Source organism: Stenotrophomonas sp. GZD-301 (assembly GCF_049310345.1).
In the GTDB taxonomy this organism is placed as follows: domain Bacteria; phylum Pseudomonadota; class Gammaproteobacteria; order Xanthomonadales; family Xanthomonadaceae; genus Stenotrophomonas.
The window spans coordinates 44,943-59,558 of sequence record NZ_JBMOWY010000056.1 but is presented as its reverse complement, the minus strand read 5'-3'; the positions used below and the strand labels follow the sequence as shown (position 1 = coordinate 59,558).

The window sequence follows — 14,616 nt, the reverse complement described above, 5'->3', positions numbered from 1 at the left end:
CGGCGAGCCACGACGGTCATCGTGTGTTTCATGTGCGCCCGCAACATGAATCAACCTGCGACATCTTGTCGCAGGCTGCGCGCGCGATGGTGCACCGCACCACCCCTCCCGCATTCAGAAAATCGACGCACTGTCCTTCGCGTTCTCCCCATTGCGCCGGCCGCTGGAAGTGCTAGAACTGAATCCGCCTCAAGTTCGTCCAAATGCGCTGCCGCACGTTCCAGAAGGAGCACGTCATGATCGCTTTGTTCAAGGGTTTGGGTTTGCTGTTGCAGGACAACGAGCTGTACAACAGCCCGTTCGAAAAACAGGTCGCGCATTGGCGTAACAAGAGCGAGCAGCAGATCCGCGAGGAAGTGGCCGTGCTCGCCAAGGCCAAGGGCCAATGGCTGATGGCCTCGATCGTCGGCTGGCAGGCGGCCTCGCTGCTCATCCTCGGGCTGATCAGCAACTACCTGTGGAAGGACGACTTCCATATCACCTTCACCCGCGTGGTGATCGTGTTCGGTTCCTGGATCTCGATCCTGTTCGTGATCTGGTTCATGGCCAACATGTTCGACCACAAGGCCGGCTTCGAGCGCTGGATGAAGGCGTTCAACAGCCGCGAGCGGATCACCTCCGATGCCGACAGCGTCGAGTGCGTGGCCGATGCGCTGGAGATGGCCCAGCACTATCCGGAAGTGCTCAACTACAAGCAGGTCGTCAGTGCACGGCGCGAGCTGCGCCATGAAGACATCCGCATCATGCGCGAGATCGGCCGGATGCATCAGCATTCAGAACTGGTTGGCCGCCTCAATCATGTCGGCGAGCAGGAACCCGGCAACAACCTGCACCTGCAGCCGGCCTTCTGACCGGCACGTCAAGTGGGGGGAGCCACGATGCCACCGTGATCAGTCACGGTGGCATCGTTCTTTGTGGATATCGCTGGCGCACTGCTTGAAGCCGGCCGGCAGGCCGGGCATCGCCCGGGTCTGCCCCACCGCCACTGCAAACTGCTGCAGCGGCGGCTGCGCGCAGGCGGCGTCCACCGAGCAGCGCGGGTCCAGCACCAGGTAGTGGCATTGCCCGCTGCGGCTGGCGATGCACTCGAAGCGCGCCACGCCATCCACCACCGTGGTGCGGCTGTACAGCGTATCCACCCCGTTGGCGCTGACGCGGGTGACGGAGGTGTTGCTGGACTGCTGGCAGGCCGCGAGGAACAGCAGGCTGGCAGCGGCAAGAGCGGGCGTACGCATACGGGGCAACTCCGTGCGGTGGCGGCTTACATGCCGCGGAACAGGCTCATGAACGGTTGGCTGACGTTGAGGATCTCCGGCCGGCACTTCAGCCGCAGCTGGCCCCGCCCGGTGTCATCGCGGCTCACCGCCGCCACCGCCTGCATGTTGACGATGGTGGAGCGGTGCACCTGGCGGAAGCGCTGCGGGTCCAGCACTTCCAGCAGTTCGCGCAGCGGCGTGCGCAGCAGGCTTTCGCCCTGCGCGGTGACCACCGTGGTGTACTTGCTGTCGGCGCGGAAGTACACCACGTCCTCCAGCATGATCAGGTGCGTATCGCGGCCGTTGCTGGCGGTGATCCAGGCCAGCGGCGGCGCCGTGGACCGCGCCGCCGGCTGCTGGCCGAGCCGCTGCAGCAGCTGCTCGAGCATCGCATTGTCCGGGCGCCCGGCCTGCATCCGCGTGAGGATGCGTTCGCGCGTGGCCAGCAACCTCTCGTCGCTGACCGGCTTGAGCAGGTAGTCCACCGCACCCTGCTCGAACGCATCGATGGCGTACTGGTCATAGGCGGTCACGAACACCACCTGGGTGCGCGGGCTGATTTCGGGCAGCGCGCGCGCCACCTCGATGCCGCTGATGCCGGGCATGCGGATGTCCAGCAGCGCCAGATCCGGTTTCAGCTCCGCCAGCCGCTCCAGCGCGCTGGCACCATCCTCGCACTCGGCCACCAGCCGCAGCTCCGGCCACAGCCGCTGCAGCTGGCCCACCAGCGACTGGCGCAGCAGGTCTTCGTCTTCGGCAATGAGAGCATCAAGCTGCATGGATCGCCTCGCGTGCGTCGTACGGCAGGGTGATCGTCGCCGCCACGCCGCTGGGGAAATTGGCCACGATCGCCACGCCGGCGTGTTCGCCACAGGTCAGGCGCAGGCGCTCGCGCAGGTTCTTCAGGCCGATCCCGGTGCCGCTGGTGCTGTGGCCGAAGCCCAGCCCGTCATCGGCCACGGTCAGGGTGACATGGTCGTCGAACGCGCGCGCGATGATCCACACCGTGCCGCCGCCAGGCTTGGGTTCCAGCCCGTGTTTGATGGCGTTCTCCACCAGGGTCTGCAGGGCCATCGACGGCAGCGGCAGCACGTGCAGCGCCGGCGGCACGTCCACCTGCAGCAGCAGGCGCGCGCCCATGCGGATCTTCAGGATTTCCAGGTAGGCCTGGGTACGCTCCAGTTCCACGCCCAGGGTGGACATCGATTCGTCCACGCGGGGCAGCGAGCTGCGCAGGTACTGGATCAGGTGACCCAGCATCTGGTCCGCGCGCGGCGGGTCGGTGCGGGTGAGCACCTGGGCGTTGGCCAGCGTGTTGTACAGGAAGTGCGGTTCCACCTGCGCGTGCAGCAGGTTCAACCGCGCCACGCTCAGTTCCTTCTCGGTGGCGGTCTGCGCGGCGGCGGCCTGCTCGTCGCGGCGCTGCTCGGCAACGCGGCGGGTGATCGCACGCCCGACCGCTTCGGCGTTCTCGTAGTTGCTGCCTTCATCGACGGCTAGCAGGTCGGCCCACACCCCGGCGTCGGGCTCGAACAGCAGGGTCACGCTGCTGGTGCCCTGCCCCGGCGTGACGGTGGCAAGCACGCTGTTGCGTTTGATCGCCAGCCGCGCAGGCAGGTTCCAGCGCGACGGCGGGCGGCCGTTGTAGGGATCGACACGGCGGACGTAGGCGCGCACCTGCAGGCTGCCGGCTGCACTTTCCATGTCCTCCACGCGCGGCAGCTCGGCCAGCGCCGCCTCGACCAGGGCGAAAGCCGGGCCGGCGTCCATCGGCAGTTCGATCTGCCGGCGCTGGCGGCTGGACAGGGTGGTGCCGTCCAGGTGCCCGGCCACCAGCCACACGCGGCGGATATGGGTGATGCAGCTGCCGATGGCCGTCACCACCACGAACATCGCCAGCAGCCCGAAGACCCAGCCGGGGCCGGCGCGCATGCCGCTGAAGATGCCACTCCAGACGAAGCCGGCGACGATGATCGCGGCGGCCCAGGCCAACAGGATGCGGACGATCAGAGCGAGGCTGGCGAGCACGGCGGCGGTTCCGGGAAAGGGATGAGGCGAGCATAGTCCTGCCGCCGGCAAGGACAAGCCGCATGCGACGAAGGCGGGAATCGGGGGGATGAAGCGGGATCAGCCGGGTCTGGCCGTCGGAGCGGTTGCCGCGACAGCCGACCTGCGGTCGGCCTGCCGGGGTGCCCCGCCGGCGGTACCGGCGGGGCGTGCAGCGTTACTTGCGCTCGGTGGCGCTGGCATCGCGCGGGGCGCGGAACTGCGAATCGGCGCTCCAGTTCGGCCAGGCGCGCGAGTTGGCCAGCTGGTTGCCCAGCGTGTACAGCACTTCCAGGTCGCGCGCGGCGCCGGCGAAGGTCCAGTCCGGCTGCCACTCGTCGCCCTGCTGGTGGTAGCGCTTGGCGGTGTAGTCGTCGGAGGCCTTCTTGCCGGCCACCACGCCACCGTCCACCCAGTCCTGGCCCGCCGAGTACGACACCGCCGGCACGCCGCGCTTGGCGAACGGGAAGTGATCGGAGCGGAAGAACAGGCCGGCTTCCGGCTTGGGATCGGGCGTGTAGCGGATGTCCCAGCCCTTGGCCACGTCCTTGAGCTGGTCCAGCAGTTCCAGCTTGGCCGAGCCGTAGATGCCGAAATCGCGCGACGGACTGAACGGTGCCATCCCGTCCATGTTGATCACCGCCACGGTCTTGGACAGCGGGTACAGCGGATGGCTGGCGTAGTACTCCGAGCCCAGCAGGCCCTTCTCTTCAGCGGTCACCGCCAGGAACAGCACCGAGCGCTCCGGGCGCTTGCCCTTGGCGAAGCCACGCGCCAGCTCGATCAGCGAGGCGGTACCGCTGGCGTTGTCCAGCGCGCCGTTGAAGATGGTGTCACCGTTGGCATCGGGCTTGCCCACGCCGATGTGATCCCAGTGCGCGCTGTACACCACGGTCTCGTCCGGGCGCGTGCTGCCTTCCAGGCGGGCGGCCACGTTGTGCGAGGTGATCACCTCGGTCTTGACCGCGTACTTGGCCGAGAAGGTTTCGCCCTTCAGCTCCACCGGCTTGAAGTCGCGGGTCTGCGCCTGCTTCTTGAGCGCCTCGAAATCCAGCCCGGCACGCTTGAACAGCGCCACCGCCAGATCACGCTGGATCCAGCCTTCCAGCAGCGGATGCGCCTCGGCCGGCCTGTCGCGCACCACGTCGAACATGGTGTTGGTGTTGGAGCCGGCCACGGTTGCCCAACCGTACGAGGCCGGCGCGGTCTCGTGCACGATCAGCACGCCGAGCGCGCCCTGGCGTGCGCCTTCCTCGTACTTGTAGGTCCAGCGGCCGTAGTAGGTCATGCCCTTGCCGTCGAAATCGCCCTGGCCGGTTTCGAAGTCCGGGTCGTTGATCAGCACCACGGCGATCTTGCCCTTCAGGTCCACGCCCTTGAAGTCGTCCCAGTTGCGCTCGTCGGCCTTGACGCCATAGCCGAGGAAGACCAGCGGCGCATTGCGGATATCCACCTCGCTGGCACCGTTCATGGCGGCGCGCACGGCGATTTCCTGGCCCTGGCTGAGGGCCTGCGGCGTGCCCTTGCTGCTCAGCGACAGGCTCGGGGCGCCCACGATGTCGCCCTTGAGCAGCGGCACGGCCTGGGTCCACAGGCGCTTGCCGTCCTTGAGGTCGCCGCCCGGCTGCAGGCCGGCCGCCGCGAACTGCCTGCTCAGGAACGCAACGGTTTTCTCTTCCCCGGCCGTGGCCGGCGAGCGGCCTTCATAGGCGTCCGATGCCAGTTCCTTGACGTCGGCGGAGATCCGCGCGCCATCGAATTTGGGGGTGGCCGCCATCAGGGCCGACGACACCGACAACGCCAACAGGCTGATTACCACTCGCTTCACGCTGCACCTCAGTACGGGACGACAATCGCCCGAGTGTAGGACAGCCGGCGCGGTTTGCGGCAGTGCCGGTCTACAGGGCGGCCGCGCGTGCGAGCAGCAGGTCTTTCTCGCGCGCATTGGCGGTCAACGCGGCCGCTTCCTGGAACGCCGCACGCGCTTCGGCAGGGCGCCCCAGCTGCTGCAGCACATCGCCGCGCACCGCCGCCAGCGGCACGTAGCCGCGCAGACGCGGATCATCCTGCAGTGGTTGCAGCAGCACCCAGGCCGCCTCGGCACCGTGCGCGCGCGCCACGGCGACCACCCGGTTGAGCTCCACCACCGGTGACGGATGATGATGGGCCAGCTCGGCGTACAGCGCGGCCAGCCGCGGCCAGTCGGTGTCCTCCGCGCGCCGCGCGCCGGCATGGCACTCGGCGATCGCCGCCTGCAGCACGTACACATCGGTGCTGCCGCCCAGTGCCTGCGCCTGCCGCAACGCGGCCTGCCCACGCGCGATCTGCAGCCAGTCCCAGCGCGTGCGGTCCTGGTCGGGCAGCAGGACCGGGCGACCGTCGGCGGTGGTACGTGCGGCGGTACGCGAGGCCTGCAGTTCCATCAGGGCCAGCAGGCCGTGCACCTGCGGCCAGGTGGGCAGGCGATGCGCCAGCACCCGCCCCATCCGCAGCGCTTCCTCGCACAGCGCCGGCCGCATCCAGTCGTCGCCGGCGCTGGCCGTGTACCCCTCGTTGAAGATCAGGTAGAGCGCTTCCAGCACCGAGGCCAGCCGCTCGGGCAATGCCGCCTGCCGGGGCACTTCGAACGGCACCTGTTTCTGCGCCAGGGTGCGCTTGGCCCGCACGATGCGCTGGGCGATGGTCGGCTCGGGGGTCAGGAAGGCGCGGGCGATCTCATCGGTGGTCAGGCCGCCGAGCAGGCGCAGGGTCAGCGCCACCCGCGCATCGGCGGCCAGGACCGGGTGGCACGCCACAAACATCAGCCGCAGCAGGTCATCGCCGATGTCGTCTTCCAGCGCCGCGGTGTCATCGGGCGCGGGCAGCGGCTGCGGTTCCAGCTCGCTGCCCCACTGCGCGTGCTGGCCGGCCACCCGCTGGTGCTGGCGCAGGACGTCGATGGCGCGGTTGCGCGCGGTGGTCATCAGCCACGCTCCGGGGTTGTCCGGAACGCCCTGCTGCGGCCAACGCTCCAGCGCGGCCAGCCAGGTGTCCTGGGCCAGTTCTTCGGCACGCCCCACATCGCCGCCCAGCATCCGGGTCAGGCGCGCGATCAGGGCTGGCGCTTCCATGCGCCAGAGGGTGTCCAGCCGGTGCGTCAGGGCGGTATCCATGCCGGGAATCAGAGCATCGCCGCGAACGCCGCACAAGCCGACGGCTGGCTCATCCCGGCTCGCCCTCCATGTGTGCGAATTCCCACAGATGGCCGTCGAGGTCCTGGAAGCCGCGCTGGTACATGAAGCCATAATCGCGTGCCGGCTGCGGTTCGCTGGCGCCGGCCTTGAGCGCCTTGTCCAGGGCGGCGTCCACCGCCGCGCGGCTGGGCGCGGACAACGCGATGATCACCTCGGTCTGCGTGCGCGCGTCGCTGATCGGTTTGTTGGTGAACTGGGTGAAGAACGACTCCACCAGCAGCATCACGAAGATGCTGTCGCTGACCACCATGCAGGCGGCATTGTTGTCGGTGAACGTCGGGTTGAAGGAATAGCCCAGCGCCGCGAAGAAGGCCTTGGAGGCCTCCAGGTCGCGCACCGGCAGGTTGACGAAGATCATCTGCGGCGAATCGGTCATGGTCGGTATCCTTGTTGGGGAATCAGGGTTGCTTCATGCAGTTGACCATCCACGGCTTGCCGTAGCGGTCGATCAGGAAGCCCCAGCGATGCGCCCAGAAGGTCTCGCCGATCGGCATCTTGATCTCGCCACCCTCGGCCAGGGCCGCGAACACGCGCTCGGCTTCGTCCACCGACTCGACATCGATGTTGATGGTGGTGCTGCCCTCGCCGGGGCCGGACGGACTGTCGGCAGCCATCAGGATCGCCTGCCCCACCTCCAGCTGGCTGTGCGCCACGTGGTCCAGGGTCTCCGGCGGCATCTCGCCGCAGCCGTCAGTGTTCTCCATCGGCGGCATGTCGCGGTACTTCATCTCCGAGGTGACCGTGCCGTTGAGGACCTTGGCGTAGAAGGCCATCGCGTCGTGGGTCTGGCCGTTGAAGCTCAGGAACGGAATCAGTTTCATGGGAATGCTCCAGGGGGTGCGGGGGAATGGTCAGCCGGCGTTGTCGATCTGATCGCGAAGACGCTGTTCCTGCGCCTGTAATTCGGGAGTGAAGGCCGCGCCGAAATCCTCGGCGCTGAGAATCGGGCGCAGCTCGACCACGTCGCCGGCGGCGAACGGGGCGCGGGTGAGCCACTCGGTGGCCTCGTCCAGCGAGCGCACCTGCCACAGCCAGAATCCGCAGACCAGTTCACGCGTCTCGGCGAACGGGCCATCGATGACCCGTGGCGCGTCGGCGCCGAACGCCACCCGGCGGGCGCGCGAGGTGGGGTGCAGGCCTTCGCCGGCCAGCATGATCCCGGCCTGCACAAGTTGCTCGTTGTAGGCACCCATCGCGCGGATCTCCTGCTCGGTCGGCAGCTGACCGGCCTCGGTGGCCGCGGTCGCCTTGACCAGTACCATGACTTTCATCGGTGTCTCCTTCGGGGCAGGCCCAGTTGGCGGGCCCTTCATGGATACAACGTTGCAGCGGGGCGGAAATCGACACGTCGGCGAAAAGAAATGCTTCTTCCCTTTCCCTCTGCCTGTTCAGGCTGTTGCCGACAGCGGGGAGGAGGCGCCAGGAATCTGGCCACGTGGGCCGCGATGCCCTTGTGGGCGAAGTAAAGGAGGAGGGGGCGGCCGCAGGCCGGCGCCGGGGGACATTCGCCGACAAGGGCATCGCGGCCCAGCGCCCGACCGACCGGCCGCGGCACCCGCTGCGGCGCTGCAACACGGCCGTTGCGGCGGGTGGGGCATCATGGACACTCCCTGCCGACACGGACCCGGCCATGCAGTTCCTGCTGCTGATCTATATCGACGAAAGCCTGCTGCAGGCCCTGCCCGGCGAGGACTACGATCGCCTGATGCACGACTGCCTGCAGCATGCCGATGCCCTGCAGGCCGAGGGCACGCTGGTGCTGGCACAGAAGCTCGAGCCGGTCGCCAGCGCGCAGACAGTGCGCGTGCGCCAGGGCCAATCGCGGATCACCGACGGCCCCTTCGCTGAAACCCGCGAACTGCTGGCCGGCTTCAACCTGATCAATGCCCCCGACCGCGACGCGGCAATGCGCATCGCCCAGCAGTTCCCGTGGTCGCGTTTCGGCAGCATCGAGGTGCGGCCGCTGGCGGACATGGACGCCGAACGCGAGCGCGTCGGCGCCTGACGCGCCGGGTCAGGGCAGCAGCGTGATCTTCAGATCGCGCGGGCCGGTCGCCTCGTTGCCGCTGTAGTCGCGCGCACTGCCACGGATCACGTAGTCGCCCGCCGGCAGCGCGTCCGCCTGCCAGCGCCCGGTCTCCACCAGCCCATCGCGGACGGTATTGGTGACCAGGTAACGGAAGCGGGTCACCGCACTGCCATGCACGGTGATGCCGCTGTCCGGGGCATAGGCCACCACGGTGGCGCTGTCCTCCGCGGGCATGCGGTTGAACACGATGTTGAAGCGGGGCTGCTCATACCCCGCCAGTGGCTGTCCCTGCGCATCGAGAATCTGGTAACCCACCTGGTACAGGCCCAACCGGCGCCGTGGCAGATTGCGGTCCACCTGGTCCCAGGCCTCCACCACGATCTGCACACCCGGCCCCTGCCGTGAGACCGCCACGCGACCGTCGGCACCGGCGACCAGCGGCTGCTCCAGATCATCCAGCAGGCTCACCGCCGTGATGCGCGGGGCCACCGTATCGGCGTAGTGCGCAAAGCCCAGCGCCACTGCATTGCGTTCGAACCCGCTGGCGCCCACGCTCAGGTGCACATGCGCCATGCGGTTGATGCTGCCCAGCGGTTCGCCCGCCTGGAAGCGCGTGCCGCGCCGCACGCGGATGCGTTCCAGTTTGCCGTCGGCATCCAGCAGCTGCTGCCAGCGCCCATCCAGCGGGCGGTCGCGCGGATCGCGCCCGACCTTCATGTGGATGTACTTGAGCGTGTCCAGCGCCAGTCCTTCGCCCTGACCGCCCAGCGCCCAGCTCGCCGCCGGGCTGCTGACCTTGGCGTCGGCGATGGCCAGCACCGGCTGGCCCACATCGCCACGGATATCGAAGCCGCCGTGCAGATGGTGGCGGCTCTCGCCACTGAAGTTGCCGCGCACTTCGCCCAGCGTGCCCACCACCTCGTGCCAGCCATCCTGCGGCGCCAGCGGCCAGCGCCCGCCGGTGGCCGGCAACGGCGCATCGGGCGCAGGGCCAACCAGGGCCGGCGGCGCGGTCTGCCCTGCGTCCAGCGCGCGCAGCCGGTGCACCCGGTAGGACCCCGCGTCGGCCAGATACAGCCCGCCCTCCGCGTCCAGTGCCAGCGCGGTCGGTCGCGCAAAGCGCGGCTGCGGCGGAACACCGGCCAGCGCGAGCTGATGGCCCTGGGCCGAGATCTGCACCACCTTGCCGTTGATGTCGCTGGCGTAGATCACCCCGTCATGGGTCACCGCCAACGACAACGGGCCACTGAGCAGGCCGCCACCGGTGACACGCGTGGTCAGCGTGCCATCCGGGGCGAGCTGGCGGATCGCGTTGTTGAACAGATCGGCGATCAGCAGGTTGCCGTGGCCGTCCAGCGCCAGTGCCACCGGCGTATCCAGCCGCGCGCCGATGCCGGCGCCGTCGATGTTGCCGGGCACCTCACCCCCGGCCAGCGTGCGCACCTGGCCGTCGGTCTCGATCACGCGGATGCGGTCGTTGTACGTGTCGGCCACGAACACGCGCCCATTGGCGTCCACTGCAATGCCCATCGGTGCATCGAAGCGCGCCTGCCGCGCCGGGCCGTCGAGGAAGCCGCGCTGGCCGTCGCCGGCCAACGTGCTCACCGTGCCATCGCGGTCGATGCGGCGGATCGCATGGTTGCCGGTGTCGGCCACATACAGCGTGCCGGCCGCATCCACTGCGATCGCCGACGGCGTGTTGAACTGCGCCTGCAACGCCGGCCCGTCGCGCCAGCCTTCGCCGGACCCGGCCAGCGTCTCCACGCGACCATCGGGATGGATGCGGCGGATGCGGTTGTTGTCGCCGGCATCGGCAACGTACACCACGCCCTGCGCATCCACCGCCATTCCGTACGGATCGGCGAAACGCGCCTGCATGCCCGCACCCTCGCGCGCACCGGCGACACCGTCGCCCGCCAGCGCCTCGATCTGCGCCGTCCAGCCCAGCACGGTCGGCGGCGGGCCCGGCGGGGGCGCAGGCGGCGCGGGCGTGTACAGGAACGTCCACGCCAGCAGCGCGGCCGTGACCACGCCGATGCCTCCTGCCCAGTACGCACGCGCCATGCCACTTCCTGTCTGATGTCGGGGCCACGACGATAGTCGCTCCGCGCGCGCATGCAAACCCGCCGCACCGTCATTGCCGCACACGCGCGACTTGTGCCGATCCGCCATCCCGGGTTCAATCCCTGTTGTTGCCACGGAAGGAACCACCCATGCCCCTGCGTCGTCATGCTCTTGCACTGCTGTTCGCGTTGGCGACCAGCACCACGGCATCGGCCGCCATCCAGGTCGCGCCCGCCGCGCCCCTCAGTGCGGATGCACAGCGCCTGGTCGATTCGGTCGCCGAAGCGATCGTGCAGTCCGATCGCGGTGACGCGCTCGGCGCGATGATCGTGTTCGAACGCGTGCTCGCCGATCCCGCGCTGTCGCAGGTGCCGGCCGATGCGCGCCAGGACGCGTGGGTGGCAGCCGGCATGACCGCCCTGAAGAGCGGGCAGAACGCCGACGCCGAGCGCTACCTGCGCACCGCGCTGGCCGCGCGCGCCGACGACCCCCGCGCCATTTACCTGCTTGCCCGCCTGCAGGTGCAGCAGCAACAGCCGCGCGATGCCGCCCTCAACCTCGCCCGTTCGCTGCAGCTTACCGACCGGTTCAACAGCGAGATCAAGAGCGATCTGATCGGCTACCTGCTGCATCAGCTGAAGGACGATCCGACCACCCGCCGCACCCTGCTGCAGGCGTTGTTCGACCGCCAGTGGCAGGACAACGGCATGGAACCGGCGCGTCTATGGCGCTCGCTGGCCACGCTGCAGGCCGACGCGGGCGAGCAGGACCGGCTGGCCGCCACCGTCGCGCGCATCGACGACCCGAGCCAGCTGATCGCGCTGCGCAGCGACAAGCGCTTTGACCGGGTCGTTGACCGCGGCAACGCGCGGTTCGATCCAGTCCTCTCGGCGCGCCGCTATACCGATGCCCTGCGCGTGGCCGCGCTGCTGCGGCCCGAGGAAGGCATGCTGCCCGTGCGCATGGCCGACACCCTGCTGATGACCGGCGACGACGCTGCGGTGATCGCCATGACCGACAGCATCGCCGCGTCGGTGCAGGCGCAGGACACGACCGCGCCGCGCACCTACGACGGCGCCGACGACCTGGCGTGGCTGCTGTACAGCCGTGCCCGTGCGCAGCGGCGCCTGGGCGACATGGACGCAGCGTTGGCCACCCAGGCGCAGGCCCTGCGGTTCCACGATTCAGACGCGCCCAACACTGTTCAGTACCTGGTCCTGGCCGGCTGGCAGATGTCCCTGCAGCGACCGCAGCAGGCCCTGGATACCCTGGCGGTGCTGCCAGCGGAGCTGGGCTACTGGGAGTTTGGACGCCAATGGCTGCGGCTGACCGTGTTCCGCCAGTTGAACGACCGCACCCAGGGCGATGCCGCACGCGACTGGCTGCTGGGCCATCCCGACGAGGCCGAGCTGGTTCTGGTTGACGTCCTGCTCGAGGACAACCGCATGGACGACGCGGCTGCCCGCCTGATCGCCCAGCTGCGCTCCCCGGAGGAGCGTGGCGATGCGCTGGTGTTGCTGCAGGACTACCGCACCGTGCCGTCGCTGCCCGGCGATGCCGTGCGCGATCAGCGCTGGCGCCAGCTCAAGCAGCGTGCCGACGTGCGTGCCGCGGTGCAGGCGGTTGGCCGCATCGAACGCATTGACCTGTTTGGTTCCGACCCGACCCGCTGAGCGGTGCCGTGCGGCCCGCCGGCCTACTTCGCCGGCGTTTCCGCGCGGAACCCCATCGCTTCGCGATACCGCACATACAGCGCGCTGACCTTCTCCACATAGGCCAGCGTCTCGGCGTACGGCGGCACGCCCTTGTACCGCGTCACCGCACCGATACCCGCGTTGTAGGCCGCAGCGGCCAGCACGCGGTCGCCTTTGTAGCGGCGCAGCAGCGCCTTCATGTAACGTGCGCCGCCGTTGATCGACTGCTCGGCCGACAGCGGATCGGCCACGCCGAACTCGGTGGCCGTATCGGGCATCAGCTGCATCACGCCCTGCGCGCCCTTGGGCGATACCGCGCCGGCATCGAACCCACTCTCGGCGTGCGCGATCGCACGCAGCCACGCATCGTCCACGCCGGTGGCTTTCGCGGCCGCCTTGAACTGCTTGGCATGCCGGTTCAACTGCGGCGCTCCGACCTTGCCCAGCCCTTCGTGCGCCGGCTCACCCGGCGGCGTGGCGACGGTGAACTTCAGAAACACCCGCGAGCCGGGCAGGTTGCGGGTGGAGTAGACCAGCGCGCCGTCCTGCTCACGCTCGTACAGCGTGCCGCTGAAGATGCCCATGTTGCCCCACAGGTTGGGGGTCTGCACCGCGTTGTCGTCGATCTGCTGCGGGGTGCATTTCGACCCCGGCTCGGGCGCCGTGGCCAGGCTCACGGTGTTGCCCTGCACGCAGCGATAGACCGTGCGTGCCGAGGCCAGGGCAGGCAGCAGCAACGACAGCAGGGCCAACGCAGCAGGCAGGGTCGGGTTCATGGGCTCGAACAGGGGGCACGTCGGTCGTGCGGCGCGATCATCCGGCCACGGCCGCGAACCGAAGGTGAATACCGGGCCCGCCGCGCGGACGGGCCCGGCACCGGGTTACGCCAGGCGGGCCACCAGCCGCTTGCCGGCGTAGCCCAGGCCCAGCAGCAGGAACCACAACGGGCTGATCAACAGGGCGTACAGGGTGTCCGGCTGCAGGGTCAGCAGCACCAGTACGAACGCGAAGAACGCCAGGCAGACCCCGCACATCAGCACCCCGCCCGGCATCTTGAAGCGCGATGCCGCGTGCAGCTGCGGCCGGCGGCGCCGGTACACGATGTAGGAGCACAGGATCAGCGACCACACGAACATGAACAGCACGGCCGCCAGCGTGGTGACCAGCGTGAAGGCGGTGACCAGATTGGGGATCAGGTAAATCAGCATCGCCCCCAGCAGCAGGCACAGGCACGAGAACAGCAGGCCGCGCGCCGGCACCGCCGCACGTGACAGCTTCGCGAACATGCCCGGTGCGTGCCCTTCCTCGGCCAGCCCGTACATCATGCGGCTGGTGGAGAAAATGCCGCTGTTGGCCGACGACGTTGCCGAGGTCAGCACCACGAAGTTGATCAGGCTGGCAGCGGCGGGAATGCCGGCCAGCACGAACAGCTCCACGAACGGGCTCTTGCCCGGCACCACCTCGCGCCACGGCGTGACCGCCATGATCGCGATCAGCGCCAGCACGTAGAACACGATGATGCGGATCGGGATCGAATTGATCGCCTTCGGCAGGTTGCGCTCCGGGTCGGCGGTTTCCGCGGCGGTGGTGCCCACCAGCTCGATACCGACGAAGGCGAACACCGCGATCTGGAAGCCGGCGAAGAAGCCGGCCATCCCCATCGGGAACACCCCGCCGTCATTCCACAGGTTCGCCAACGACGCCACGTGCCCGGACGGCGCGGTGAAACCCCACGCCACCAGCCCGAAGCCGGTGATGATCAACGCGCAGATGGCGATGATCTTGATCAGCGCGAACCAGAACTCCATTTCGCCGAACAGCTTCACCGTCACCAGGTTCAATGCCAGCAGCAACAGCACGCACAGCAGCGCCGGTATCCACGGTGCCAGGCCGGGGAACCAGAACTGCGCGTACGCGGCGATCGCGATCACATCGGCGATGGCGGTGATGATCCAGCAGAACCAGTAGGTCCATCCGCAGAAGAAGCCGGCCCACGGCCCGAGCAGATCGGTGGAGAAGTCGATGAAGGACTTGTACTCCAGGTTGGACAGCAGCAGCTCGCCCATCGCGCGCATCACGAAGAACAGCATCGCCCCGATGATCAGGTACACCAGCACGATGGACGGGCCGGCCAGGCTGATGGTCTTGCCCGAGCCCATGAACAGGCCGGTGCCGATGGCACCGCCGATGGCGATCAGCTGCAGGTGGCGGTTGGACAGGCTGCGCCGGAGGTGTTCCGGCGGTTGGGCGGGTTCGGACATGGGCGGGGCCGTGGCGGTGGTGTTTCGGACCAT

14 protein-coding genes are annotated in these 14,616 nt (G+C 68.6%); 3 read left to right on the top strand and 11 right to left on the bottom strand.

Annotated features, from left to right (window positions below; translation table 11 throughout):
• Positions 1-236 precede the first annotated feature (236 nt).
• Positions 237-851 (top strand): hypothetical protein, encoded by a 615-nt coding sequence (locus tag ACO6VK_RS15645; protein ID WP_411849736.1) that lies wholly within the window; start codon positions 237-239, stop codon positions 849-851.
• A gap of 39 nt (positions 852-890) precedes the next feature.
• Here ACO6VK_RS15645 and ACO6VK_RS15640 read toward each other — a convergent pair whose 3' ends face one another.
• From ACO6VK_RS15640 to ACO6VK_RS15605, 8 genes are all read right to left on the bottom strand, one after another.
• Positions 891-1,235, bottom strand: coding sequence for a hypothetical protein (locus tag ACO6VK_RS15640; protein WP_422508695.1), 345 nt, complete (start codon positions 1,233-1,235; stop codon positions 891-893).
• A gap of 26 nt (positions 1,236-1,261) precedes the next feature.
• Positions 1,262-2,035, bottom strand: coding sequence for a LytR/AlgR family response regulator transcription factor (locus ACO6VK_RS15635; protein WP_411849734.1), 774 nt, complete (start codon positions 2,033-2,035; stop codon positions 1,262-1,264).
• A complete protein-coding gene (locus tag ACO6VK_RS15630) occupies positions 2,025-3,284 on the bottom strand; it encodes a sensor histidine kinase (protein WP_422508693.1) in 1,260 nt (419 codons plus the stop codon). The genes ACO6VK_RS15635 and ACO6VK_RS15630 overlap by 11 nt, the downstream gene beginning before the upstream one ends.
• 196 nt (positions 3,285-3,480) lie before the next feature.
• A complete protein-coding gene (locus tag ACO6VK_RS15625) occupies positions 3,481-5,130 on the bottom strand; it encodes a M28 family metallopeptidase (protein WP_422508691.1) in 1,650 nt (549 codons plus the stop codon).
• Between the two features lie 70 nt (positions 5,131-5,200).
• On the bottom strand, positions 5,201-6,454 hold the full coding sequence (locus tag ACO6VK_RS15620; RefSeq protein WP_422508689.1) for an RNA polymerase sigma factor: 1,254 nt from the start codon (positions 6,452-6,454) through the stop codon (positions 5,201-5,203).
• Between the two features lie 49 nt (positions 6,455-6,503).
• Positions 6,504-6,911: a VOC family protein gene (locus ACO6VK_RS15615; RefSeq protein ID WP_422508687.1), complete on the bottom strand. Its 408-nt coding sequence runs from the start codon at positions 6,909-6,911 to the stop codon at positions 6,504-6,506.
• Between the two features lie 22 nt (positions 6,912-6,933).
• On the bottom strand, positions 6,934-7,356 hold the full coding sequence (locus tag ACO6VK_RS15610) for a VOC family protein (RefSeq protein WP_422508685.1): 423 nt from the start codon (positions 7,354-7,356) through the stop codon (positions 6,934-6,936).
• Positions 7,357-7,386: 30 nt separating this feature from the next.
• Complete coding sequence (locus ACO6VK_RS15605) at positions 7,387-7,806, bottom strand: YciI family protein (RefSeq protein ID WP_422508683.1); 420 nt, start codon at positions 7,804-7,806, stop codon at positions 7,387-7,389.
• 359 nt (positions 7,807-8,165) lie between these two features.
• Between ACO6VK_RS15605 and ACO6VK_RS15600 the strand changes: the two genes are divergently transcribed.
• Positions 8,166-8,540, top strand: a complete 375-nt coding sequence (locus ACO6VK_RS15600; RefSeq protein ID WP_422508681.1) for a YciI family protein — start codon at positions 8,166-8,168, stop codon at positions 8,538-8,540.
• Positions 8,541-8,549: 9 nt separating this feature from the next.
• Here ACO6VK_RS15600 and ACO6VK_RS15595 read toward each other — a convergent pair whose 3' ends face one another.
• Entirely contained in the window at positions 8,550-10,628 is a 2,079-nt protein-coding gene (locus ACO6VK_RS15595) for a gluconolaconase (protein WP_422508679.1), read from the bottom strand.
• A 149-nt stretch (positions 10,629-10,777) separates the two neighbouring features.
• On the opposite strand from ACO6VK_RS15595, the gene ACO6VK_RS15590 reads away from it, so the two are divergent.
• Positions 10,778-12,301, top strand: coding sequence for a tetratricopeptide repeat protein (locus ACO6VK_RS15590; RefSeq protein ID WP_422508677.1), 1,524 nt, complete (start codon positions 10,778-10,780; stop codon positions 12,299-12,301).
• A gap of 23 nt (positions 12,302-12,324) precedes the next feature.
• Here ACO6VK_RS15590 and ACO6VK_RS15585 read toward each other — a convergent pair whose 3' ends face one another.
• Positions 12,325-13,098, bottom strand: a complete 774-nt coding sequence (locus ACO6VK_RS15585) for a lytic transglycosylase domain-containing protein (protein ID WP_422508675.1) — start codon at positions 13,096-13,098, stop codon at positions 12,325-12,327.
• Between the two features lie 105 nt (positions 13,099-13,203).
• Positions 13,204-14,616, bottom strand: coding sequence for a D-serine/D-alanine/glycine transporter (gene cycA / locus ACO6VK_RS15580; RefSeq protein ID WP_422508673.1), 1,413 nt, complete (start codon positions 14,614-14,616; stop codon positions 13,204-13,206).

Excerpts from the sequence above, each read along its gene's own strand:
- ACO6VK_RS15645 (WP_411849736.1), top strand. The coding sequence starts at position 237 with ATGATCGCTTTGTTCAAGGGTTTGGGTTTGCTGTTGCAGGACAACGAG.
- ACO6VK_RS15640 (WP_422508695.1), bottom strand. The coding sequence starts at position 1,235 with ATGCGTACGCCCGCTCTTGCCGCTGCCAGCCTGCTGTTCCTCGCGGCC.
- ACO6VK_RS15635 (WP_411849734.1), bottom strand. The coding sequence starts at position 2,035 with ATGCAGCTTGATGCTCTCATTGCCGAAGACGAAGACCTGCTGCGCCAG.
- ACO6VK_RS15620 (WP_422508689.1), bottom strand. The coding sequence starts at position 6,454 with ATGGATACCGCCCTGACGCACCGGCTGGACACCCTCTGGCGCATGGAA.
- ACO6VK_RS15615 (WP_422508687.1), bottom strand. The coding sequence starts at position 6,911 with ATGACCGATTCGCCGCAGATGATCTTCGTCAACCTGCCGGTGCGCGAC.
- ACO6VK_RS15610 (WP_422508685.1), bottom strand. The coding sequence starts at position 7,356 with ATGAAACTGATTCCGTTCCTGAGCTTCAACGGCCAGACCCACGACGCG.
- ACO6VK_RS15605 (WP_422508683.1), bottom strand. The coding sequence starts at position 7,806 with ATGAAAGTCATGGTACTGGTCAAGGCGACCGCGGCCACCGAGGCCGGT.
- ACO6VK_RS15600 (WP_422508681.1), top strand. The coding sequence starts at position 8,166 with ATGCAGTTCCTGCTGCTGATCTATATCGACGAAAGCCTGCTGCAGGCC.
- ACO6VK_RS15595 (WP_422508679.1), bottom strand. The coding sequence starts at position 10,628 with ATGGCGCGTGCGTACTGGGCAGGAGGCATCGGCGTGGTCACGGCCGCG.
- ACO6VK_RS15590 (WP_422508677.1), top strand. The coding sequence starts at position 10,778 with ATGCCCCTGCGTCGTCATGCTCTTGCACTGCTGTTCGCGTTGGCGACC.
- ACO6VK_RS15585 (WP_422508675.1), bottom strand. The coding sequence starts at position 13,098 with ATGAACCCGACCCTGCCTGCTGCGTTGGCCCTGCTGTCGTTGCTGCTG.
- cycA (WP_422508673.1), bottom strand. The coding sequence starts at position 14,616 with ATGGTCCGAAACACCACCGCCACGGCCCCGCCCATGTCCGAACCCGCC.